Raw genomic sequence first — 23,106 nt, forward strand, 5'->3', positions numbered from 1 at the left:
AAGTCTCATGTGCGATAGCGCTATATCCTTATCCAAGGCGGACACTGCTTCGAGCTGGTGTGCATCGCAGAGGCGGCGGTGCATAGATGTGGCCGCGGCCACCTTCGGGCTAGTCGTGCTTTCACCGTTGATTGTTGTGATTTGCGCGGCGATTCTTGTGAGCTCAGGAAGTCCGATCTTCTTTGTGCAGAGACGAGCAGGTCGCGATGGAGTCGAGTTTCCGCTCCTCAAATTTCGTACCATGAAGGTTTCGGTGCGAAGGGGATCCGGGTTGACCCGCGAAGGCGATTCCAGGGTGACGGCCATAGGGAGACTGCTTCGCAAGAGCAAGTTGGACGAGCTACCCCAGCTGGTCAACGTACTGAAGGGCGAGATGAGCCTGGTGGGTCCGAGACCTGATTTGAGGGAGTTCTGGAACCAGGCAGCCCCGGAACATCGGAGAGTTCTCAACCTGACTCCAGGAATTACCGGGGCTGCAAGCCTCGCATTTAGTCGGGAAGAGAAACTGTTGGCGCAAGTGCCGGCCGAAGACCTTACAACCTTCTACCTTGAGGAACTTCTTCCGGCGAAGGCCAGGCTCGATATTGAGTATGCTGCACAGGCTACCTTTCTTAGCGATTGTCGTATTTTGCTGCGTACCGTGAGTCTGCCACTCATACGATGGTGGCAGACAGCGGAGAACGCGAACGAGATGGAAACGGATGAACAGATTTCCAGGTAACAAACAATTCGCCTTTACGATCCTTGACGACACTGATCTGAGTACCGTTGAGAACATTCAACCCATCTATAGCCTTCTTGCAGAACTCGGTATGAAGACGACAAAGTCTGTATGGCCGCTTGCCAGCGTCGATTGTGGAAGACTGGGGGGAGCGAGTCTACAGGAAGGGAAGTATCAGAGATATGTTCTGAATCTGAAGGAACAGGGATTCGAAATCTCACTGCACAACGTCCGCAACCATCATTCAACCCGCGAGGTGGTGAAGGAAGGACTGGAAGAATATCGCAGAGTAGTTGGGATGTATCCCCGAGTCCATGCCAATCACTCGACGAATCGAGACAACATCTACTGGGGCGCCGCACGTTTCACTCGCCTGCGAAGGCTATATAACGCCGGTATGGTTCTTCATCCAAAGTATGCCTTCGAAGGGCATAATCCGGCCACCCCATATTTTTGGGGTGACCTATGTCGCGGAACGATAGAGTACGTACGCAATTTCGTCTTCCGAGAGATCAATCTGGACCGAGTTAATCCCACAATGCCATATCATGATTCGTCGCGGCCATATGTGAACTACTGGTTCAGTAGCTGCACGGGCGCAAATGCATCCATCTTTTGTGAAACTCTGTCCGAGGCAAATCAGGATCGTCTTGTGGAGGAGAGAGGCGTATGCATTATGTATGCGCACCTTGCTTGTGGCTTTGCGAAGGACGGCAGGGTTCACGCGAGGACTGAGGAATTGTTGCGCCTGCTGGCAGGGCGAAACGGCTGGTTTGTGCCAGTGTCTACTCTTCTGGACTTCCTCAAAGCCGAGAGAGCCTCCAGCAGCATTTCCCCTGGCGAGTTGACGTCCATGGAACACCGATGGGCTGTTGACAAAGCGATGCTTTTAGCTGCTCGGGTGCTTCGACCTCAAAAGGCGTAGGAGATAGCAAGTCTCGATGGCAATCAACATAAATTCCAAGCGTTATCGCATTGCGCACCTGACCTCGGCTCATCCTCCACTCGATGGCCGGATCTATAACAAGGAATGCCGATCGCTCGCACGTGCCGGATATGACGTGCTTCTAATTGGGAACTTCGATCTTACTGCCGTCGTGGACGGGGTTAAGGTGCATGGATTGGGAGCCAACAAGGGGAGAGTGCAGAGATTCACGACCAAGCTAGTGCGGATAATCCGAGAGGCATTTCGGGCAGAGGCGAATCTGTATCATGTCCACGACCCCGATCTTCTAATTGTTGGGCTTATACTTCGCGCAGCCGGCCGGCGAGTTGTCTACGATGTTCACGAGGATCTTCCCACAAAGATACTCATAAAGCTGTACCTGCCGAAATATATTCGGAAGCCTTTGCAGTGGATTGTGGAGCGCGTGGAAGGTTTGCTTGCCGGCTGCATGAGTGGGCTGGTTACAGCTACACCTTATCTGAAGAACCGATTTCTTAGAGTGCACAAAAGGGTTGTAGTGGTCAATAACTTCCCGATACTTGAGGAGTTCGTGCGTCCCCAGAGTGTTGATTGGGTATCCCGTGGCGGGTCAGTCACCTATTACGGCGGTATGTCTGAGGCCCGGGGGATAGGCGAGATGCTGGCGGCAATGGACCTTCTACCGGAAAAGCTCAACATCAAACTGGAGTTGGCGGGATGGTTTTATGTGAAGGAGCTCTTGGATGACCTCTCCGCTAAGTCACAGTGGCGACATGTTCAGTGGCATGGCGAGCTGAAGCGTGAAGATCTCACTCCATTGCTCGGCAGATCATTTGCTGGGCTGGTGATCCTCCATCCTGAAAAGACTTTCATTGCCTCACAGCCAACGAAGCTCTTCGAGTACATGGCGGCCGGTATCCCGGTCATTGCGTCAGATTTTCCACTCTGGCGAAGCTTCGTCCAGGAGACGGACTGCGGGATACTCGTTGACCCACTAAATCCTAAAGCGATTGCAGAAGCTGTTGAATACCTGGCGTTGAATCCGCGTGAGGCAGAAGCGATGGGCCAACGAGGCAGAAAGGCTGTAGAGAGATTGTTCAACTGGGTCAATGAAGAGCAGACGCTGATTGCTTTTTATTCATCCCTGCTCGTCACACAGGCTGTGCCCGATGCGGAAGCCGTCGCGACATGATCGGACTGGCTACTGACCATGCTTTAGGAAAAGGCGATGAAGATCAGATTTGTGAGCCACGCGAGCTTCAGTATTGAGAGTAATGGCACTACGCTTCTATGCGATCCATGGTTGTTTGGGAAGGCCTTTAACCAAGGATGGGCTTTGTTGAGTCCTGCGGCGCCTGTTCCGTGGGAGGACATCGACTATGTATGGATCTCACACCAGCATCCAGATCATCTCCACTTCCCAACGCTCAAGAGCCTCACCGCAGAACAGCGGTCGCATCTGACTATGCTGTATCAGAAGCACGCGTCGGAGCGTATTCCGAAGGTCCTTAGGGGACTGGGTTATGCCACTGTCAACGAACTCACGTTGCACAAGTGGCAGCGGTTGCGCGGTGGGATAGAGGTAATGTGTGGTTCTGCGGGATCGATGGATTCCTGGATTGCCGTTCGGGCGGAGGGAATGACCGTTCTCAACCTGAATGACTGCGTGATAAGCCCAGGTCATCTGGCGTGGATTGCCAAGCATGTCGGCGACGTAACGATTTTGCTTACTCAGTTCTCGTTTGCGAACTGGATCGGAAATCACGCCGACGAGCTCGGGGAAGCCGAGCGCAAGGTAAGCGACCTGCAGTTTCGAGTAAAGTTTCTTCACCCGGAAATAACGATCCCTTTCGCGAGTTTCATCTACTTCTGCAATCAGGAAAACAGTTGGATGAACACGTTTTCGATATCGCCTCAGCGGATAGCTGAGCTAAACCTGCCCGGTGTGAACTTCATGTATCCAGGGGATGAGTGGGATTCACATGAGAGGCGATTCAATTCTGAAGACGCAGTTCTCAGATACATGACTGATCTGGCTATGCCGAAGGTAATTGACCCGACACCGGCGTCAGTCCCAGTAGCTACTATCGAGCAATCAGTAAATCGAACCTTGAGAGCAGTGCGGGGGCGATTTGGCCGCTTCCTTATCGGCAAGATTCAGCCCTTTTCGATCTATCTTCACGATTGCAACCAAGTGCTGGTGGTCGATCCTGCAGGCGTGTGCCAGATACTGGCCGGTACTGAAGATACGGTCGCTGCAGCTAGATACATCATGTGCAGTCAAGTTGCATGGTATGCCTTTGCCTATAGCTGGGGGTGGGGAGCATTGGAGGTGTCCGGTATGTATTTGGACCGTGACTACAGAGCGACGAATCGTTTGGCCTTTTATCTCAACCTTCTGTCCACAGAATGTGTTCGTTTCGACAATGCGCACCAGACGCTACGAACGATGGAGTTTCTCTGGGCGAAGAGGCACGAGGTGTGGGATCGCGTATTGCAAAAGTGGTTCCCTGGGCCAGGGGAGAGTAGGGCCGCCGAAGGTCGGCAGATGGCGCCGGCCACGCTGACAGGAGCAGAGGGCCGACCTAAAGGATCGGATTGCCGCGCCAGGACTTAGTGGATCCAAACATGCCACCTCTATCTTCCATCTCGAGGCCTGGACCGAGTGCAGAAGCTTCCCCTAAGGAGGCAGAGGGCCGTGTTCGCAAGCTTCTCCTGCGAACAGGATCAGGCGGATTCGCAAGAAGTGCGGCATTGCTCACTATGGGAACAGCGGCTGCTCAAGCCTTCAGCATGCTGGCTGCGCCGCTACTCACGCGCATCTATCAGGCACCAGCCTTTGGTCAGTTGGCACTATTTACAAGTTTTATTGGTGTCGCATCTGTTGGTATCTCGCTGAAATACGAGCTTGGAATTGTATCTGCCACGAGCGAAGCCGAAGCAGCGCAGTTGACTTATGCATCCGTGTTGCTGACAGTACCGATGAGTCTCTTGAGTGGCGGGATTTTGTATCTAGCAGTTCGATCCTCACTGCTCGGTTACGGTACCCTGCCTCTGTTCTCGGTCCTCCTCGCGGTCGGGGCGCTGACGCTGATCGGTGTGTTCACGGCCTTGCGCTATTGGGTGATCCGTCAGGGGAGATTCGCAGTTATCGCGAAGACCACCGTCTGGCAACACACTTCCCGCGCAATAGCCCAGGTTGTGTTTGGGACAATTTCAGCAGGCCCAGCTGCACTGATGTTCGGTGAACTGATAGGGCGAGCGGCCGGGCTGGTGCATCTGTTTAGAGAATCGTGGAAGCAGATTTCCGAACTGCTCGTTGGCCTCAGAATGCACGATTTATTGCACACGCTGAATGCTAATCGGAAGCTGATTGTGTACTCCTTGCCATCCACGTTTATAGATACGCTGGTGGCCAACCTTCCTGTTCCGCTCCTTGTGAAGCTGTACGGCATTGAGGCGGGCGGCTATTTTGCGCTGGTACAAAGGGTGCTCGCGGTGCCGCTGGGTCTGATCGCAACAAGCGTGGCGGATACATTTCACAGCAGCCTTGCTATCTGTGCCAGGGATAATCCAAGCGAGATGCGGCGACTCTTCAAGCGCACCAGTCTCTGGCTGTTCTTGATCGGCATAGTGCCCACGGTGCTTCTTGCAGGCTTCGGCGATTCGTTGTTTCGGATGATCTTTGGAGTCCAGTGGGCGAGGGCGGGCACATTAGCGGCGCTTTCCACACCCTGGTTCTTGACGCAGTTCGTAGTGAGTCCTCTTAGTAGACTCGTCTTCGTGCTGAGTGGACAGGAGATGAAACTGGTCTACGACATTGTGATTCTCCTGGGCATGTTGTCGGTCGTAATGGTCTCATTTCGTGCCGGCTGGAGCCTCGGTAGAACCGTGTGGGCATTCTCCCTGATCAATGCGGTAGCTTACGTTATCTACTACCTCATCCTGGTCGGGATCATAAACAGGGCGACACCCGGACGTGAGTGCGAGGCGCATGGATAGCGGGCGATCTCCGGGGATGGCCTCATAGACAACAAGGAGATGTGGGATCATGCAGATTACCTACCTGGGACATGCAGGTTTCATTGTAGAAACAGCCGATGCAGCCGTCATCATGGATCCCTGGCTGTCAGAAACCGGCGCGTTCGATTCATCTTGGTTTCAGCTGCCACGCAATCATCATCTTGGACCGCTCGTATATGAGAAGCTGCGCGATCAACGGCGTGCGCTCTATGTCTATGTCAGCCACGAGCATCAAGATCACTTCGACATCACATTTCTGAAGAGCCTGCCGGTCAGGAGGTTCACACTGCTGGTTCCGGAGTTCGGCCGCTCGGCACTTATGGAGCATTTTGAGGGATATGAGTGCAAAGAAATCGTCTTCTTCAAACACAGGCAGGAAGTTAGTATCCCAGGCGGTTCGCTCAAATTCTATGTCGATGATTCGCGGGCGAACAGGGATTCGGCAGTTCTTGTGAAGGCCGACAATACGACCTTTCTGAATATGAACGATTGCAAGTTGTTCGATATGCTACATCAGGTGGTTCGTGAGGAGGGGAGCATAAAAGTATTTGCGTGTCAGTTCTCCGGAGCGACCTGGCACCCGACGTGTTACGAGTATCCGATCGCCAGCTACGAAGCGATGTCTTCTAAGAAGTCCCTGGCTAAGTTTGAATCCGTAGCCAAAGCCATCGAGCTCCTTAGTCCTGACGTCTATATTCCTTCGGCTGGCCCGGTGTGCTTCCTGGATCCGCTGATATTTCACCTAAATACCGAACCCATTAACATCTTCCCCAGAGCTCCGAAGTTCATCAACTACCTGAAGGTTCGCCTGCGGCACCCACCGATGCTCATGCCGGAGATGATGCCTGGAGACGTTCTAGATGCATCCTCGTGCGAGATCACCGCGCAGGGCTCGGAGCGGATCACTGAAGAGACGGCGCTGAAGTACATTTCGGAATACGCGGCTTCCTACGCCGAGTATTTCAGGGAGCGGGGCGCCCAGCAGGAAAAAGTTAACGAAGAACAGACCATGGCGGCTCTACATCGCGAGCTTGAACGGAAGCTTTCAGCGTTGACGCTGGCCGAGCGGGTAAAGGTGCCGCTCTATTTCCAGGTGGGCAGCTCCGGCCGATGGTTGTTGAGGGTCGACTTTGCGCGTCGAACGGTAGAACCGGCGGTGCTCAACAACGAGATAAATTATTACGAGATCAGCGCGCCTGCGTGGCAGATAGCGAAGGTTCTTGCAGGTGAACTCACGTGGGAGGAGTTCTCGTTGACATTTCGCACTCGCCTGAAACGAAACCCGGACGTATACGATCCAGTGCTGCATGCATTCCTGATCATGGAGGCGCATGATCTCGGCCGGTATTGTGACCTGTTGCTCCAGATTGAATCTCAGGAGGAACGGATCCTTGTCGAAGCGCAGGGGCAAACTTTCTCAGTTCGACGTTATTGCCCCCATCAAGGCGGCGATCTAGCCTGCGGTTGGGTTGATCAAGGCCGCTTTCTGACCTGCCCTCGGCACCGCTGGCAGTTCGATCTATTTCGTGGTGGCTTATGTACAACGAATGCCAGCGACGTCGGTGCTGTATGCCTCTCATCCGATGAGAGAGCAGAACGTGCAGACGTGGTCGACTCGTCCATATTGCAGACCATAGTCGATACGCAGCGACCAGTCACTGGGAAGAGCGTTTCGTAATTACAACGCGTGTATCTATAGCTTACCGGCCATCATTATCAGGAACTCTTGGAGAGCGTCAGGATATGTGCGGCATCGCTGGGTGTATTACCCGATCATCGAGCAGGGCAAGCGGTCGGATTGCGGCGGTATTAGACTCGCTCCAACATCGTGGCCCCGATGATCAGGGGTGGCTCGTCTATTCGCGAGGCCAAGTGCGCCTCGGTCGTGATCGAAATGAGGCCAATCAATCCGGCGAAGTCATGCTTCTGCACCGGCGTTTGTCCATCCTCGATCTGAGCAGGGCTGGATGGCAACCGATGGGGAGAGATGGGCGCTATTACATTGTTTACAACGGCGAAATTTATAACTACGTTGAGCTCCGGAAAGAGCTGGAAGAGCTCGGCCAGCGGTTTGAATCGCAGTCCGACACCGAGGTGTTACTTGCAGCCTACGAGGAGTGGGGCACGCAAGCTCTTCCACGGTTTACGGGGATGTTTGCATTTGCATTGTTGGACGTGCGCCAACGGCGTGTTTTATTAGCAAGAGACTTTTTCGGGATCAAACCCTTGTACTACTGCGAGTCACCTGATGGGGTTGCGTTTGCATCAGAACTGAACACGCTATTCCAGTTGGCGGATGTGAAGCGGAGCATTGACCCACACAACCTTCTTTTGTATCTACGACACGGCCTCTCCGACCATGGATCGGCCACATTGCTAAAGGGCTTCCAACAACTTCCGGCTGCCCATTATCTTGAGTTTTCGATTGATGAGCCGAGTGTCGAGCATCCCATTTGTTACTGGCGCCCAAAATTGCAACCAGCCATCAAAATATCCTTCGAAGACGCTGCCGAAGAATTACGCCATCTCTTTCTCGAGAGTATTCGGCTGCATTTGAGGAGCGATGTTCCCATCGGTACAGCGCTATCAGGAGGAATCGATTCGTCTTCGATTGTTGCTTGCATGCGGAAAGTGGAGCCCGACCTTGACATTCACGCCATCAGTTATATCGCAGAGAACTCCCGCCTCAGCGAGGAGAAGTGGATAGACATCGTCGGAAAGGCAACGCGAGCGCAGGTGCATAAAGTACGGGTGCGTCCTGCTGATCTCGCTCGGGATCTTGATGCGCTCCTCAAGGCTCAACAGGAACCCTTTGGCAGCACCAGTGTGTATGCACAGTTCCGTGTCTTTCAGCTGGCACGGGAACGTGGAATCAAAGTGATGCTCGATGGTCAAGGGGCTGACGAGCTGTTGGGGGGGTACAGATATTGCGTGAGCGCACGATTGGCATCATTGATACGACAACGCAAGTTCACGGATCTTGTCCGATTGCTGCGGGGAGCATCCCGCGGACCTAACTCAGATGCGCTCTGGCTGATATTGTGCAGTGCCGACTACCTCGTTCCAAAGTCGCTTCAGGCGCCCTTGCGTGCCCTGATCGCCAAGGAGCTGACACCGAAATGGGTTAAGGCATCCTGGTTCAACAGGCATGGGGTGGATCCCAGCAACGTCAACTATTGCCCGGATCCGGAAGTGTTAAGGCATACATTGATTCGCACTCTGTTTGTAACGAGCCTGCCTCACCTGCTTCGCTATGAGGATCGAAACTCGATGGCATTCTCTATCGAGAGTCGGGTGCCTTTCCTCACTCCGCAGCTTGCGGAGTTCATGCTCTCGATTCCTGAAGAGTACATAATCAGCCGCGATGGAACTACTAAGGCGATCTTCCGTCGCGCCATGAGAGGAATTGTTCCTGACAGCATTCTGGATCGGCGGGACAAGATAGGGTTCGCTACTCCGGAGAAGGAATGGCTGAATGCTGTCGACGGTTGGGTGCAGACCACATTGGCAAGCGACGTTGCATCGTCTCTCCCATTTCTGGATCTGGCCAGCATAAGAGATCAATGGGGCGAGATAGCTAGCGGCCAGAGGCCGTTCGATAGTCGCGTATGGCGGTGGTTGAATGTCATCCGGTGGTCTGGAGAATCACAGATTGAGTATGTGGGGACGTGAGCTATGCATGACCTAGCTGACACCATGCCGATGACAATGAGGAGGAGCCATACAGAGCCGATGGCTCTGGCTCAATCCCGAATAGGGGTGGTGCTTGGGTGTGCGCTCTACGTTGTGGTGTTCAGAGTTGTGTATCAACTGGTCATCGTCCCAGTGTGGGGGTATGAGGGATTTCGTTCGCGAGCAACCTTGATTCGAGCGGTTAGTGCCGGAGTGCTGGCCGTGTTACCAGCGCTGTGGCTGCCTGTGAGGCTGACGCGCCCGTCACAGGTTCTATATTGGGTTCTGTACCTACTAGTCGTGGTCCCCACGTGTTTAGTGGCGATCTGGGGACTTGAGGACCAGTCCAGTGGGCCTGTTCTGCTATCGATGTTCGTTGTGGCGATGTTCGGCCTTGCGGGGATAGGCTATCGCGTCCCACTCCTGCCACTGCCCAGAGCACGCCTGCGAAACTATGAATTCGGGGTTATTCTGATTCTCTTGAGCGCAACGTTTTATGCGCTCCTGGTGGCAAGCTTTGGATTCAATTTTCATTTCGTCTCTCTTGAAGATATCTATTCTGTGCGTGCCCAGTATCAAAGCACGTTGGATCGAGCGCCCGGCGTAGTGGCATATGCAATCAGCTGGCAAGCCTGGGTGATCAATCCGCTTGTCATGGCGGTGGGCCTAAGATGGCATCGGTTGTCGTGGGTTGCCTTGGGAGTTGTAGCGCAATTCGCGATCTACTCCATCACCGGCTTCCGGTCCATGTTCTTCTCTGTGTATCTCCTGGTATACCTTCTTTGGGCGATGCGATCAGAGAGTTCATTTGGAACTAAGTTGATTTCGACCTGGACGGCCATCTTTGCGGGTGCTGGCGCTCTGCAGTATCTGGGTTACGCGTTGACTCCTGCTGCTCTAGTAAACGTACGAATGACTGCGCTGCCGGGATTGCTCACAGGGTATTACTACGAGTTCTTTTCCATACATCCTCACGCGCAATTAGGCCATAGCATCTTCAAGTCGTTCGTTAATTATCCCTATGCTGTAGAGCCTCCGTATCTCATTGCATCGACCTATTTTCACAGCGCGTCGATGGAATCGAACGCGAATCTATGGGCCGATGCATACGCAAACTTTGGCTACGTGGGTATCTTTCTGTTCTCTGTACTCCTGGCAATTGTTCTTTGGCTGTACGACTCTCTGGCATCCCGCTGTGATAGACGTCTCGCTGCCTTGGCGATTGGACTACCCGCGTTCGCTCTCGCGAATACCGGGCTGCTGACTGCGCTGCTGACAAATGGCATTGGGTTGGCGATGTTGCTCATTTACCTTATGCCTCCGACCATGCATGAAGGGTAGGAAGCTACTCCAAAGCGATGATCCCCATCTCATCGCAATTGCGAAAGTTATCCAAAGAAGTTCGAATCGAGAGGCGCAGATATTCGGCCGGCCAGGTCGAGTGTGCAGCCTCCCCGAGTTCTGGAGGAGAACGATCATGACACAAGCAATCACGCGCGTTGCTGTTATAGGCGGCGCAGGTTACCTAGGGAGCACATTGTGTGCTCACTTACTAAAGCTAGGGTACGAGGTGAGTTCCATCGACACGCACTGGTTCGGTGATGACGCCCTCAAAAATCTGCGCGCACATCCCGGCTTCAGCAGCGAGCAGGTAGATGCGCTTCATCCTGACGAGGTATTACCCCTATTGAAGGGATGCCAGGCGGTGATCTGGGTTGCCGGCCTGGTAGGCGACCCGGCTTGTAGTCTCGACGCCGGTCTGACCTACGGCTGCAACTACCGCAGTACCGTGACGATAGCTGGCATCTGCAAATGGCTGGGAATTAGAAGATTCGTCTTTGCTTCCAGCTGCAGTGTCTATGGGCGTTCTGACGATCTCACGCACCTTACGGAAGAATCTGCTACCAACCCGTTGTCGTTTTACGCGCAGGACAAGCTCGTCTGCGAAAAAGCGCTGCGTTCGATGGCGGACGATTCCTTCAATCCGACCATTCTCCGGCTTGCAACCTTGTTCGGCTGGTCTAATCGCATGCGGTTCGATTTGGTCGTGAATGTCCTGACGGCAAGAGCCTGTAAAGGTGAAACCCTGGAGATCTGTGGTGGAGGTCAACGTCGACCCTTCTTGCACGTGAAGGACGCTGCGCGTGCATTCGCGAGCGTCTTGTCGACGGACCTACCGCTCGTGGCGAACAACATTTTTAATGTTGGCGCAGATATGAACAATCACCGGATTCTGGACATTGCAGAGTTCGTCTGTTCAGAGATCCCATCTGCTCGAGTCAACGTCGTACCAAATATGACTGATATGCGAGATTACGATGTCGATTTCTCGAAGATCGCGCAGGCTCTCGACTACAAGACGGAGTTCTCTGTTCCGCAGGGCATAGCGGAGATCCGCGAGAGGATGTCGGAAGCGAACGGCATCAATATAGCGGACTCGCTGTACATCAACGAAAAGATGACGCGTCAGTTGATCAGTAAGATGGGTACGAATGGATACAGAGCGCCGTCGCCAGTATCTGGGCTTGTGGGGAGTGCGGCGTAAACAGTCCCCTATATAAGGAGTGACCGAGTGGACTCCAGTCTTGTCAAGAAGAATTCTCGGACAGCAACGTTGGTGGTTGCTTTATCGTTTCTTTGGATGATGATGGGGCAAAGCCGGTCGGATGTGCATGCGGAGGTGCGCGTGACATCTCAGGAGGACTCTCATCGTCAGTTACCGAGTGCAGTGCATTATGTGGGACCCAGAGGCAACGATAGCTACGAAGGCACCGTGAGCAGAGCGTGGGCAACTCTTCAGCACGCCGATGCGGTTGCAAAGCCCGGTGATCTGGTGATCATTCTCGATGGGATCTATCGCGGGGACATCATCTTGAAATCCAGCGGAACTCCCGGCCATCCTATCACCTACCGAGCTGAGAATAAGCGGAGGGCGAAGATAGTTGGCATTGGTTCTGGAGCTGGATCCGCGGTGATTGGTCTGAGCGGCGGTTATACCGTCATCCAAGACCTGGACGTTACAGGGACTGATGCAAATGGGATTATCCTCGCTTACTCCGGTTCTATTGCAAATCACAATCAGGCGATAGGTAACTATGTCCACGGTTTTGTGGTTCCTTGTAACTCCGATAGCGGTACCGCGATCGAATCTGGTGCAGGAGACAACTACATCGGCATCTCTCACAATGACATGATTGGGAATCTGGTCGTCAATATCACGCCCTACGGCGGCTGTCCTGGGGGGCATCAAGCGAGTGGGTTGTTCGCGCAAACTCCATATTCAGTGATCGCCGATAATATCGTGATCAACGCGGGATATGGGATCCAATGTTGGCATGCCGCCAGAAACGTCGCGATCGTCGGGAATACGCTTATAGATAATCTTCGCTCCATAACCGTTGGGGCCGGGGATGCGCCTCATGGAGTGATCAATGACTACACTCTTGTACAGCACAACATAATCGTCCATAGCAAGAGTCTTGCGATAGCTGAGACGGGGAAGACCGGCAAGCACAATCGATACATTGATAACCTCATCTATGGAGGCAATACAACCATTGATCTCAACAATGAGTTGATCGCACGGGGTACGGTAAACGCGGACCCGCAATTCATCAACAATACTGGGACTGCCACTGGAAACTACAGCCTGCAAGCAAATTCACCAGCAAGATGGGACCACGTGCCAGTCGACGCCCTGAGAGCGGTAATAGGCGCAGATAATGTTGGTCATACGACTGCGGTTGCGATCCGTCCTGCCGCCGGTATCCGCGCAGACACAGCTTCAGTGCGACGCGGGCAATCCGTCATCTTAAGCTGGACTACGAAGAATGCTGTAAGCGCATACCTGAATGGAGAACCAGTACCACTCGCCGCTCCTTAAAAGTGGAGCCAAAAGTGAGCACTACTTATAGAGTGGTCGCGAACAGTCCTACAGGTGTCACAGATTGGGGAGCGGTTACTGTGTCAGTGGGACCCTGACGCTGGGAGGCGGCGCAGGTGCTCTAGCAATGTGCGGGTAGTTGCGAAGTGAAGCAGAGGTGGGTATGGAGCTGAACAGAAAGAGCTACGTCACCGGCGATGCAACTCAGCCTGGTGCCTCGGCTGGATCTTTCATAAGGTGCATCTGAGAAAAGGGGGTGGCGGAATCCCACCCCCTCTCTCATCTACTTAACAGTGACGGTTGTAGAGCCCCAATCCGTCGTTCCGTTCGCTCCAGTGGCGGTGAGTCGGTAGGTTGTCGTCGAAGTTGGCTTGACCGTGAGCGAGCCGTTGAGCGGAACTGCGGAGCCGTTCAGTGACGCACTCGTTGCGTTGCGTGTTGTCCAGGTGATGACAGAGGACTGTCCCTGGCTGATAGATGATGGGTTTGCAATGGCACCAGCTGCTACGGGACCGCTGGAGGCTGCAGTGACGTTCACAGTCACCTGGCCCCAATCGGCCTTACCCGATGAATCAGTGGCAGTGAAGCGATAGGTTGTAGTGGTCGTTGGTCGAACGACCTGCGAACCATTCACGGGCACCGCAGATCCATTCAAAGAGCCAGTCGCAGCATTTTGGGAGGACCACGTAAGGGTCGTTGGATTGCCGGAGACGACGCTTGTCGGACTTGCCGTGATTCCAGCTGAGACAGGACCAGAGGCTGAGACTGTCACGGTAGTAGCCTTAGTCGTTGTCTCGCCTGAGGCAGAAGTTGCTTCCAACGTGTAGGTGGTAGTGGCCATCGGAGTAACCGACATCGAGGAATTAGGGCCGACAGCTGAGCCGTTTAGCTTGGCACTTGTCGCGTTTGTCGTGTTCCACGAAATAGTAGAGCTGCCGCCGCCATAAGACAGGGACGACGGACTTGCGGTGATGGTAGCTGTCGGTGTGGTGTTGCTCGTGCTCGATACATATGCACCAATATCTGTTGTTCCAGATTGCGGGCGTGCGTTCCCATCGAAATCGGTGGCTACGCCAGCCCACGCAAGCCCTGCGCCACGAGCGGGAGAGTTCGATTGAAGGTGATAGTCACCAGATGCGGTGCCCGTATTGTTGGCAAACATCGGATTCGCAACGATCGTGCCCGTCGCTTTGAGACCGTTGCTCAGCTGAATCGACGTGTTGCCACCATAGACCAAGTTGTTTTTGTAGACATTATTGGTCCCGGTGCCGCCGGTTTCAATGATCGCTGGAGCACTGCCGTTGACGATGATGTTGTTCTCTACAAGGCTGTTGTTATTGGTGATGTTTCCTGGCGCATCACCCGCGCCCATGCTGAGGCCACGACCGGAGTTCAGCACCACGTTTCCGTAAAATACGGTGTTGGTCGCCGCATGCCAGGCTTCGATGGCGTCGCCGCAATTGATGACAATGTTATTCGCCACCACACCATTGGGAAGCATCATGGCAATTCCGGATGCTTGATGCCCTCCTGGACAACCACCCGCCGCAACAAGATTTACGATGAGGTTTCCAATCGCCGACTCATGCCCCACACCGGCGTAGTTGTTGCCACCGCTTCCGGTCGTAATACCGGCCCCGGAATTGGCATCGCACGGTGTCACCATGTCGTGAATATAGTTGCCTACCGCCTGGTTATAGGAAGCGGCCGTTCCGTTCGTTGAGAGGTTGAATCCGTTGGCATTCGGACCGGTGATATCGAAGTCTTTAACGATTGTGTAGCCTCCAGCCATGCCGATGACGGTCGTCCCGTCGCCGCTGCCGTGGCCAACCAGCTTTGCCCCCCACTTATGCTGAGCAACGTAAGTCACGTTATGATCCGCTGTTCCTCCTGTGCGAATGAACCAATCGCCGGTTCCACCGCCCGCGCTCAAGTTATAGGTTCCATCCATGAAGACAACGGTATCGCCTGGCTGGGCAACCGAGCTCGAATGTTGAGGAGTCTGCCAAGGGGAGTTTGCAGATCCATTGTTATAGTCGCTGCCATTCGGAGAGACATAGTAAGTAGTCTGAGCCTGTGCTTTAGCCACCCCAATGGGGGAATACACACAAGCAAACGTAAGAACGGCTGTAAAAATGGCCCGGAAATGAAAAAGTGGACGAATATTAAAGCGCATGAATCTCCTGAAGCCTGCATGAAGCAGGTTTGGTCGGCATGTGTGCCGAGTGGGAACGAAACGGCGCTTGACTCTCGAATGGCAAGGGCCATTTTCAGAGGAGCGTCGCGAGTTAGTCAGTGGGACGTGCGGTTGTGAACATGGTCGGCATTATGCGATCCGAGGCCGCCAAGTTGTGTTAAGGCTGAATCATGAGTGGCTAATAGCAGATGCGTAGCTATCCTGAAACATGTGCGCAGCCAACATGGTCGGCATTGCGCCGATCTGCTCAGATAAGCTCAACAAGCCGTAGATATCCTACTGTGACCAGAACTGGTACAGGGCTTTGCTGACCTGCGAATGAACAGAAACGTATTATTGCGTCGTCAGGTGACTAGCTTGGAAATCGCACGGGCGTGCGACTACTTCGACATCCGAGTAGATATCCCGGAGCGCATACAGCTGATGTCTCCATGTGGGGAGATGAAGGGGAGGTTGAGGCTGCGGAAAAAGAAACCGCGAATGAGTGCATGGCTATCTCCTTGCGTGCGGGGAGTGCCTGCTTCGAATACGCTTGGTAGAAGTCCTAGGGAAAGGAAAGCTACCATATTCGAACAGGAGCTTGGGGAGGTTTAAAACCTTTCGTGAAGCTGAAAGATTTGTTTGTATCTAACCTGAGTTGACCAAGCCCGGGACCCAACAGCACTACACCCCACGAAAAGTGTGGGAATAAAGGAATCATTAAATTCAAGGAAACTTAATTCCTCATCGACCAAGTTCGGATGTCGTTATTTCTCAGGATAGAAACATTATTTATCCAAGGGAATAACGGCGAAGAACTAACCGGTAGTTCGCAGCGGTGTCCGGTTGTCCCTAATACAATATGCAACATTTTTCACCCGTTCTGCAACATTTTTCACCCGTTCATTTTTCTTCTCGGAATAGGCGTGAATGTAATCAATAAGTTAGTCGAAACGCGCACGCCTGGGTCCAGCCAAACCCTTCTAAGTACGCTCTGCAACGAGGCGAGATGAAGACTGTTCTCAACGAATCAATCGACACGAGCAATGACTACTTGTTTGCTCCTGTTGATAATGGAGCGGATTCAACACGCCTTCCGCTGTTTGCTCCTTCGATAACGAAAGCTTCGATAGCTTGCTACTGGCGAACACTTAAACACCTGCGAGCTTCGCAGCTTTACTATCTCCTGAAGCACCGGGTATTGAGTAGCAAGGAGTTACGACATTGGCCAAACGCAAGCATCAACCTGCACGCACATCCCATCCCCCCAACGATTAGAGAGTGGTGCCCTGCTGTAGCGCGGCGAATCATCGATCTGGGCGGTGTTGAGTTCGATCCGGAAACCGTAAATGAAAAGGGAACATCGTGGCGGGCTAAAGAAATCAGGAGACGACAATTCTTTCATGCAAACTATTGTGACTTTTTGAATGTTGAACTTACAGCACCCTGCGACTCTGATCTGCTGCACAAAGCAGTGGACATAGCTTTGAGTTGGCGGGATCAGAACCGCCTTGGTTCAGAGCTCGGGTGGGGCCGCTTCTTTTTATCGTTACGCATTGTCAATTGGTTGAAGTTCCTAGCTCGTAATGCAATCCGTGCAGACGAGATAGGTTACGGTGCACAGGTTGATCAGATGATGGGGAGCCTGCGCATCCAGATACTTTTGCTTGAGAGCCGGCTGGAAAGAGAACTCCTGGCCAATCATCTGTTCAAGAATGCAAAAGCACTGATCTTCGCCGGAGCGCTACTGGAGGCACCGGAGAGCAGAAGGTGGCAGATCTTAGGCGAGCGACTGCTTATGGAGCAGATGGCTGAGCAGATTCTTCCGGATGGAGGTCACGTTGAAAGATCGCCTATGTATCATGCATGGCTTCTTGATGATTTGGTGGATGTCAGAAATCTGCTTGAACATCGCCCCTCGATGGTTTCCGGCTGTAGAGAAGAAGTGCTTCGTAACATCAGCCGGATGGCGTACTACCTCAACGAGGTTGTACATCCCGACGGAGAGATTCCACTCTTCAACGATTCTCAGTTTGGTGTCACACGACCGACTTCAGAGATCCTTCTAGATGCAGGAGAAACTGAAGTAAACATATCGAGTGACGTCACAGTGAATGGGATGTGCGACTCGGGGTACGCTGCTATTCGGGATCGGACCTCGAATAGTTGTTTGATCTTCGACTGCGGAGATCTTGGGCCAGACTATCAGCCTGGGCACGGTCATGCTGATGTCCTCAGCTACGAGCTATCGCTTCACGGGCAACGGGTCATCGTCGATACAGGTGTCAGCTCTTACGAGATCAGCCCCGAGCGTCACTACGAACGTTCAACGGCTGCGCATAACACGGTACGGGTGGACGCAATGGAGCAGGCTGAAATCTGGGCGGGTTTTCGAGTTGGACGTCGACCCGTGGTGGGCCCTATGCACTGCGGCGAAGTAGAGGGTTGCCAGTTTGTACGAGGTACTCACAAGGGCTATGAACGGTTAGGCGTTATGCACTCGCGTACGATCATTCGGCGAGCGGATAACTCATGGTTCTTTGTGGATACCCTGCGGGGGAAGGGAGGTCACACGATAGAATCGTTCATTCATTTTCATCCTATGGTCAGGTTGATTCCATATTCCGCGGGCCAATCATCTCCCCTTCAGACGATGGTGCCGCTATGGGCTCTTGAAGTTAACGGCGCCCGCTATCTTCTTCTGGTGTCGGGCAACGGCACAATTACTTGCGGCGAGGCCTGGTATTCTCCCGGATTCGCCGTTCGACTGACTCAACCGGTACTTCATTGGACGTGGGAAGGTATGTTACCTAAGACGCTGGTTTATGCTCTCGTGCCGGAAGGCTCAAAGCCAATCAGTATCAACTGTCCCGCAGATCGTCCCATTATAGAAATCGATCACATCTCAATACCTCTGCAATGACGCCAGCTTCGCGTCGATGTGAGGACCGGTGAACTGCGGACTCCTGCGCGCCAGCCTGTCCGCCATAGAGAGACAATATGAAAACTGATGGGTTGAACTCAACAGATTCGGAGCGCAACCTGCGCCCGCGGCTGAACGAGCGTGTTCGGATTCTGCTTTTGGCGTGCTGGTTCATGTGTACGGGCATCGCAGCGATCTGCGTCCCGGCCAACGCACAGGCTCCGTCGGCTGGGATTATTGCAAGCCCGGCCTCCATCTCAGCTGGTGGCACTTCGACCCTGACCTGGTCGACACAAAACGCAGCGAGTGCAGATCTCAATGGCACGACCGTGGCATTGAGTGGATCTCAAACTGTATCGCCCACTTCGACAACCACCTATCGCATCACGGCTCACAGCGCATCAGGCGCCACTGACTGGGGCCAGGCCACCGTCACGGTTGCTGCCAGCAGTGGGCCTCCGGCAGCCTCCATCGCTGCAAGTCCCACCGTCATCTCCTCCGGTGGTAGTTCAACATTGACGTGGTCGACCCAGAACGCTACGACGGCGGATCTGAATGGCACAACCGTTCCCTTGAATGGTTCGCAATCGGTATCACCTACTGCTACCACGACCTATCGCATTACCGCGCATAGTTCTACGGGAGCTACTGACTGGGGCCAGACGACAGTCACGGTGGCTGCAGGAGCACCGACAGCTGGGATCACCGCCAGTCCTACGTCTATCACGACGGGGGGGAGTTCCACACTTACCTGGACTTCGACGAACTCCGTTAGTGCGACTCTGAACGGTTCGCCCGTTGCAGTCACTGGGTCTCAGACCGTCTCTCCCACGGCAACTACGACGTACACTTTCATTGCAACCAGTTCTACGGGTGCGACTGCTTCGTCTCAGGCCACCGTCACGGTCGGTTCGTCTGCCCCGACGGCTAGCATCGCAGCAAGTCCCGCTTCTATAACTACAGGTGGTAGCTCCACGCTCACCTGGAGCTCGACGAATGCGACGAGCGCGACCTTAAATGGAGCTTCAGTTGCGGTTAACGGAACTAAGACTGTCTCCCCGACCTCAACGACCAGCTATACATTCATCGCGACCAGCTCCTCGGGCACATCGGCGACCTCTCAGGCCACCGTTACAGTAGCTGCGGCCAGTGGGCCTCCAGGGGCAGGTATTACTGCGAGTCCAACCCTGATCGCCGCAGGTGGTAGTTCCACTCTGAACTGGACAACCCAGAACGCAACCACTGCCGACCTGAATGGCACAACAGTGCCGCTGAGCGGATCGCAGTCGGTGTCACCCACTACGACGACTACCTACCGCATCACAGCACACAACGCGGCTGGTAATACGGATTGGGGGCAGGCCACGGTAAAGGTGACGACCGCAACCATAAGTGCGAGTCCCACTTCCATTTCCTCAGGCGGCAGCTCTACTCTTACCTGGGCAACGACCAATGCGGCGAGCGCGACTCTCAACGGAGCACCAGTAGCTGTCAATGGGTCGCAAACTGTTTCACCCACGTCGACGACTACTTACACGTTAGTAGCCACCAACTCTGCGGGAACATCCACCTCCGCCCAGACTTCAGTTACCGTAGGCTCAGGTGGTGCTCCGACAGCCAACATCAGCGCGAATCCCACATCCATTACTTCCGGAGGGAGTTCTACGCTGACCTGGTCGTCCAGTAACGCAGTGAGCGCTAAACTGAATGGGAACTCTGTGGCTGTAAATGGATCACAGACTGTATCACCCACTTCAACCACTACTTACACCTTCGTTGCTACGGGTTCTTCGGGCACAACTGCATCGGCACAAGCCACAGTTACTATCGTGTCAGGTTCTCCTACTGCCTCCATTAGCGCGAACCCGACGACCATCTCGGCAGGAGGGAGTTCTACGTTGACGTGGTCGACGACCAATGACACAAGCGCTGACCTCAACGGCACCGCCGTCCCGTTGAACGGGTCTCAGGTAGTTTCACCCACTACCACTACTAACTACAAACTCACTGCTCACGGCGCTGCCGGAGCAACCGACTGGGGCCAGGTCAGCGTAACCGTGACCGGAGCCGGTGCTACTACAGGGCAATGGGGACCGTTGCAAACCTGGCCCTTCATGGCTGTGCACACACACCTTCTGCCTAATGGCAACGTGATGTTCTGGCCTTCTTTCGTGGACGGCAACAACCCATATCTCTGGAATCCCACGACGAATCAATTTACCGCGGCACCGAAGGCGGCCTATAACATCTTCTGTTCGGGTCACGGATTTCTTGCAGACGGAAGATTATTCCTCGCCGGGGGGCATGCCGGAAATCAGAGTGACGGACTGATCTATACCACCGTCTATGATCCGACCTCCAATACCTGGACACAGACGAGCAACATGAACGCTCCGCGGTGGTATCCAACGAACACTACTCTCCCGAATGGTGACGTTCTGGTTGTTTCCGGTTACACGACAACCGGTAACTTCAACACGCTGCCGCAGGTATGGCACCCGGCCACCAATACGTTCAGGAACCTGACGAGTGCTCAACTCATGCAGCCGCTGTATCCGATGATGTTTGTTGCTCCCAGCGGAAAGGTATTCAACGCCGGGCCAGATAGAACCTCGAGGTTGCTGGATACTAGTGGAACCGGTACATGGACATCTCTGGGAACATTTGTCTACTCGGGAACTCGCGATTACGGCTCAGCTGTGTACTTCGACGGTAAGGTGATGATCGCAGGCGGCGACGGCGAGACCGGTGCCGCGACAAACACCGCCGAGGTCATCGACCTGAATGCGTCCAATCCCACATGGCAACTCACTTCGCCTATGTCGATTGCACGTCGCCAGTTGAATCTCACGCTTCTGCCAGACGGAAAGGTACTCGCATCTGGAGGAAGTGGCGGCTATGGGTTCGACAATCAAAACCTTCCTATCTACCCGGCCGAGATGTGGGATCCTGCTACTGGTCATTGGACTACGATGGACAGCGTTACCGTCTATCGCGGCTATCATTCGACAGCGCTCCTTCTGCCCGACGGTCGCGTGCTCTCGGCTGGTGGAGAGCAGACTGGAGCCAGCGCTGAGATCTTCTCGCCTCCATATCTTTTCAAGGGAGCCCGTCCAACCACAACGTCAGCTCCTTCCAGCGTGAAGTACGGGCAGACATTCCTCGTCGGGACGCCGGATGGTGCGACTATCTCGCAGGTGACATGGATCCGCCTGGGTTCAGTTACTCATGCCTTCGATCAAAACCAGCGATTGAATCACCTGCAATTTGTGCAGGCGACCGGAGGTCTGAACATCACTGCGCCTGCGAACGCAAATGTAGCGCCTCCAGGGCATTACATGCTGTTCCTGGTAAACAGCAACGGTGTTCCATCGATAGCCCGCATCATCCAGATCACACCTTGACGTGGGAGCTTCGCGAACCCACCTCTTCGCAAGGAGAAGATCATGAAAAGTCATATTCGAAACTGCCTTCGTGCTATTTCCGTTATCCTGCTGCTTCCACTAGGGCCGGCTCTCAGCGGTCAGTCCTATACGGTTAGTGACCTGGGTGCACTGTCCGGGGGAAGCGCCATCCCAACGAAGCTCAATTTGGCCGGACAGGCGGTTGGACAATCAGGAAAGATGTACGGTGTTCAGACACATGCCTTTGTTCTGAGCGGTGGCAAACTTAACGATATCGGAACACTTCCAGGTGGAGACTACAGCTCTGCCTCTGACGTCAATACCAGGGGGGCCGTTGTTGGCGAGGCCAACACCGCAACCAGTATCCGTGCGTTTCTTTGGGATTCTTCAAAGGGAATGCAGGATCTTGGCGCCCTGCCTAACGACAACTGTAGCAGGGCCTTCGGCATCAATGATTCCGACCAGGTCGTCGGCTACTCCAGTGGAGCGCATGATCCTGTTGCGTTTCTCTGGAAAAAGAACACTGCCATGACAAGTCTCGGAACTCTGCCGGGAGGGACCACAAGCGAGGCGTATGACATCAACAATGCAGGAGTTGTGGTGGGCACCGCCTCCACGGCAACTGGCGATAAGCATGCGTTCGTATGGACAGCTGGCGGAGGTATGAAGGATCTAGGTACCTTACCGGGTGACATTACCAGTCAGGCGCTGAGGATCAATAATCCCGGTGATATCATTGGCTCGTCAATCGGTCCGAATGTTACCCATGCGTTTCTCTGGACTGCGGCTGCTGGTATGCAAAACATCGGGACACTGAATGGCGAATCCACCAGCGCTTTGGACGTAAACAACAGCGACGAAGTTGTAGGCACGTCAACGGCCTCGATGTCGGGCCATGCCTTCTATTGGTCGGCTGGCACTGGAATTATCGACCTCAATACACTTATTCCGTCCAGTTCCGGTTTTGTACTTACGTCGGCTGTAGCCATCAACAACGCAGGATTGATACTAGCTTTAGGCGCCGTTACTATCGACAGAAGCCAGGCATTGCAACTGGATGATACTCAACATCACGCTGGGCCAGTTCATGCGTTTTTGCTCAAGCCTGTCGGAAATGGACATTAGACGCCCCGGTGGTGCCGGGATCATGTAAATGCTGATGACAAGGCGCCGAGGCTGTCTGTGTTCCCGGTAGACCACAGTGCAACACGGGGCTGGTATTTCAGATCTCGCTCTTCTAGAAATTTGACAAATACCGTGGGAACTGTGTGGAGGCGAGAATCCGTTGTCCGACAGACGAACGAAATCACGCGAATACGCCGAACAGGCAGGCTCCCGCCGGTGCGCGGGAAAGCCGCTCGCAGGGTATGACGAATGGG

14 protein-coding genes are annotated in these 23,106 nt (G+C 54.0%); 13 read left to right on the top strand and 1 reads right to left on the bottom strand.

What is annotated here, in order from left to right; all coding sequences use genetic code 11:
- Positions 1 to 7 precede the first annotated feature (7 nt).
- The 10 genes from JAO29_RS19525 (at position 8) to JAO29_RS19570 (ending at position 13,224) form a co-directional block, all read left to right on the top strand.
- Complete coding sequence (locus JAO29_RS19525; protein ID WP_334269948.1) at positions 8 to 721, top strand: sugar transferase; 714 nt, start codon at positions 8 to 10, stop codon at positions 719 to 721.
- Entirely contained in the window at positions 702 to 1,646 is a 945-nt protein-coding gene (locus tag JAO29_RS19530) for a hypothetical protein (protein WP_334269949.1), read from the top strand. The genes JAO29_RS19525 and JAO29_RS19530 overlap by 20 nt, the downstream gene beginning before the upstream one ends.
- A gap of 16 nt (positions 1,647 to 1,662) precedes the next feature.
- Positions 1,663 to 2,838, top strand: coding sequence for a glycosyltransferase family 4 protein (locus JAO29_RS19535; RefSeq protein WP_334269950.1), 1,176 nt, complete (start codon positions 1,663 to 1,665; stop codon positions 2,836 to 2,838).
- A 36-nt stretch (positions 2,839 to 2,874) separates the two neighbouring features.
- A complete protein-coding gene (locus JAO29_RS19540; protein WP_334269951.1) occupies positions 2,875 to 4,263 on the top strand; it encodes an MBL fold metallo-hydrolase in 1,389 nt (462 codons plus the stop codon).
- A 146-nt stretch (positions 4,264 to 4,409) separates the two neighbouring features.
- Positions 4,410 to 5,648 carry a lipopolysaccharide biosynthesis protein gene (locus JAO29_RS19545; RefSeq protein WP_334269952.1) on the top strand — a complete coding sequence of 413 codons (1,239 nt, stop codon included), beginning with the start codon at positions 4,410 to 4,412 and terminating at the stop codon, positions 5,646 to 5,648.
- Positions 5,649 to 5,697: 49 nt separating this feature from the next.
- A complete protein-coding gene (locus JAO29_RS19550; RefSeq protein ID WP_334269953.1) occupies positions 5,698 to 7,347 on the top strand; it encodes a Rieske 2Fe-2S domain-containing protein in 1,650 nt (549 codons plus the stop codon).
- Positions 7,348 to 7,412: 65 nt separating this feature from the next.
- Positions 7,413 to 9,341, top strand: coding sequence for an asparagine synthase (glutamine-hydrolyzing) (asnB, locus tag JAO29_RS19555; protein WP_334269954.1), 1,929 nt, complete (start codon positions 7,413 to 7,415; stop codon positions 9,339 to 9,341).
- Between the two features lie 60 nt (positions 9,342 to 9,401).
- Positions 9,402 to 10,682 carry a hypothetical protein gene (locus tag JAO29_RS19560; RefSeq protein WP_334269955.1) on the top strand — a complete coding sequence of 427 codons (1,281 nt, stop codon included), beginning with the start codon at positions 9,402 to 9,404 and terminating at the stop codon, positions 10,680 to 10,682.
- Between the two features lie 136 nt (positions 10,683 to 10,818).
- On the top strand, positions 10,819 to 11,886 hold the full coding sequence (locus JAO29_RS19565; RefSeq protein WP_334269956.1) for an NAD-dependent epimerase/dehydratase family protein: 1,068 nt from the start codon (positions 10,819 to 10,821) through the stop codon (positions 11,884 to 11,886).
- A gap of 228 nt (positions 11,887 to 12,114) precedes the next feature.
- Positions 12,115 to 13,224, top strand: a complete 1,110-nt coding sequence (locus JAO29_RS19570) for a hypothetical protein (protein ID WP_334269957.1) — start codon at positions 12,115 to 12,117, stop codon at positions 13,222 to 13,224.
- A gap of 283 nt (positions 13,225 to 13,507) precedes the next feature.
- Here the strand turns inward: JAO29_RS19570 and JAO29_RS19575 are convergent, their stop codons facing one another.
- Positions 13,508 to 15,400 (bottom strand): choice-of-anchor Q domain-containing protein, encoded by a 1,893-nt coding sequence (locus tag JAO29_RS19575; protein WP_334269958.1) that lies wholly within the window; start codon positions 15,398 to 15,400, stop codon positions 13,508 to 13,510.
- Positions 15,401 to 16,409: 1,009 nt separating this feature from the next.
- Between JAO29_RS19575 and JAO29_RS19580 the strand changes: the two genes are divergently transcribed.
- The 3 genes from JAO29_RS19580 to JAO29_RS19590 all read left to right on the top strand — a co-directional run bounded on the left by JAO29_RS19580 (position 16,410) and on the right by JAO29_RS19590 (position 22,852).
- Positions 16,410 to 18,323 carry an alginate lyase family protein gene (locus JAO29_RS19580; protein ID WP_334269959.1) on the top strand — a complete coding sequence of 638 codons (1,914 nt, stop codon included), beginning with the start codon at positions 16,410 to 16,412 and terminating at the stop codon, positions 18,321 to 18,323.
- Positions 18,324 to 18,400: 77 nt separating this feature from the next.
- Positions 18,401 to 21,727 (top strand): galactose oxidase-like domain-containing protein, encoded by a 3,327-nt coding sequence (locus tag JAO29_RS19585; RefSeq protein WP_334269960.1) that lies wholly within the window; start codon positions 18,401 to 18,403, stop codon positions 21,725 to 21,727.
- Between the two features lie 42 nt (positions 21,728 to 21,769).
- Positions 21,770 to 22,852, top strand: coding sequence for a hypothetical protein (locus JAO29_RS19590; protein ID WP_334269961.1), 1,083 nt, complete (start codon positions 21,770 to 21,772; stop codon positions 22,850 to 22,852).
- The last annotated feature ends 254 nt before the right edge of the window (positions 22,853 to 23,106 follow it).

The sequence above is a fragment of the Edaphobacter sp. HDX4 genome (genome assembly GCF_036877565.1).
GTDB lineage: Bacteria > Acidobacteriota > Terriglobia > Terriglobales > Acidobacteriaceae > Edaphobacter.

Coding starts and splice junctions, on each gene's coding strand:
- JAO29_RS19565 (WP_334269956.1), top strand. CDS start 10,819: ATGACACAAGCAATCACGCGCGTTGCTGTTATAGGCGGCGCAGGTTAC.
- asnB (WP_334269954.1), top strand. CDS start 7,413: ATGTGCGGCATCGCTGGGTGTATTACCCGATCATCGAGCAGGGCAAGC.
- JAO29_RS19540 (WP_334269951.1), top strand. CDS start 2,875: ATGAAGATCAGATTTGTGAGCCACGCGAGCTTCAGTATTGAGAGTAAT.
- JAO29_RS19535 (WP_334269950.1), top strand. CDS start 1,663: ATGGCAATCAACATAAATTCCAAGCGTTATCGCATTGCGCACCTGACC.
- JAO29_RS19590 (WP_334269961.1), top strand. CDS start 21,770: ATGAAAAGTCATATTCGAAACTGCCTTCGTGCTATTTCCGTTATCCTG.
- JAO29_RS19585 (WP_334269960.1), top strand. CDS start 18,401: ATGAAAACTGATGGGTTGAACTCAACAGATTCGGAGCGCAACCTGCGC.
- JAO29_RS19550 (WP_334269953.1), top strand. CDS start 5,698: ATGCAGATTACCTACCTGGGACATGCAGGTTTCATTGTAGAAACAGCC.
- JAO29_RS19575 (WP_334269958.1), bottom strand. CDS start 15,400: ATGCGCTTTAATATTCGTCCACTTTTTCATTTCCGGGCCATTTTTACA.
- JAO29_RS19530 (WP_334269949.1), top strand. CDS start 702: ATGAACAGATTTCCAGGTAACAAACAATTCGCCTTTACGATCCTTGAC.
- JAO29_RS19580 (WP_334269959.1), top strand. CDS start 16,410: ATGAAGACTGTTCTCAACGAATCAATCGACACGAGCAATGACTACTTG.
- JAO29_RS19545 (WP_334269952.1), top strand. CDS start 4,410: ATGGGAACAGCGGCTGCTCAAGCCTTCAGCATGCTGGCTGCGCCGCTA.
- JAO29_RS19560 (WP_334269955.1), top strand. CDS start 9,402: ATGGCTCTGGCTCAATCCCGAATAGGGGTGGTGCTTGGGTGTGCGCTC.
- JAO29_RS19525 (WP_334269948.1), top strand. CDS start 8: ATGTGCGATAGCGCTATATCCTTATCCAAGGCGGACACTGCTTCGAGC.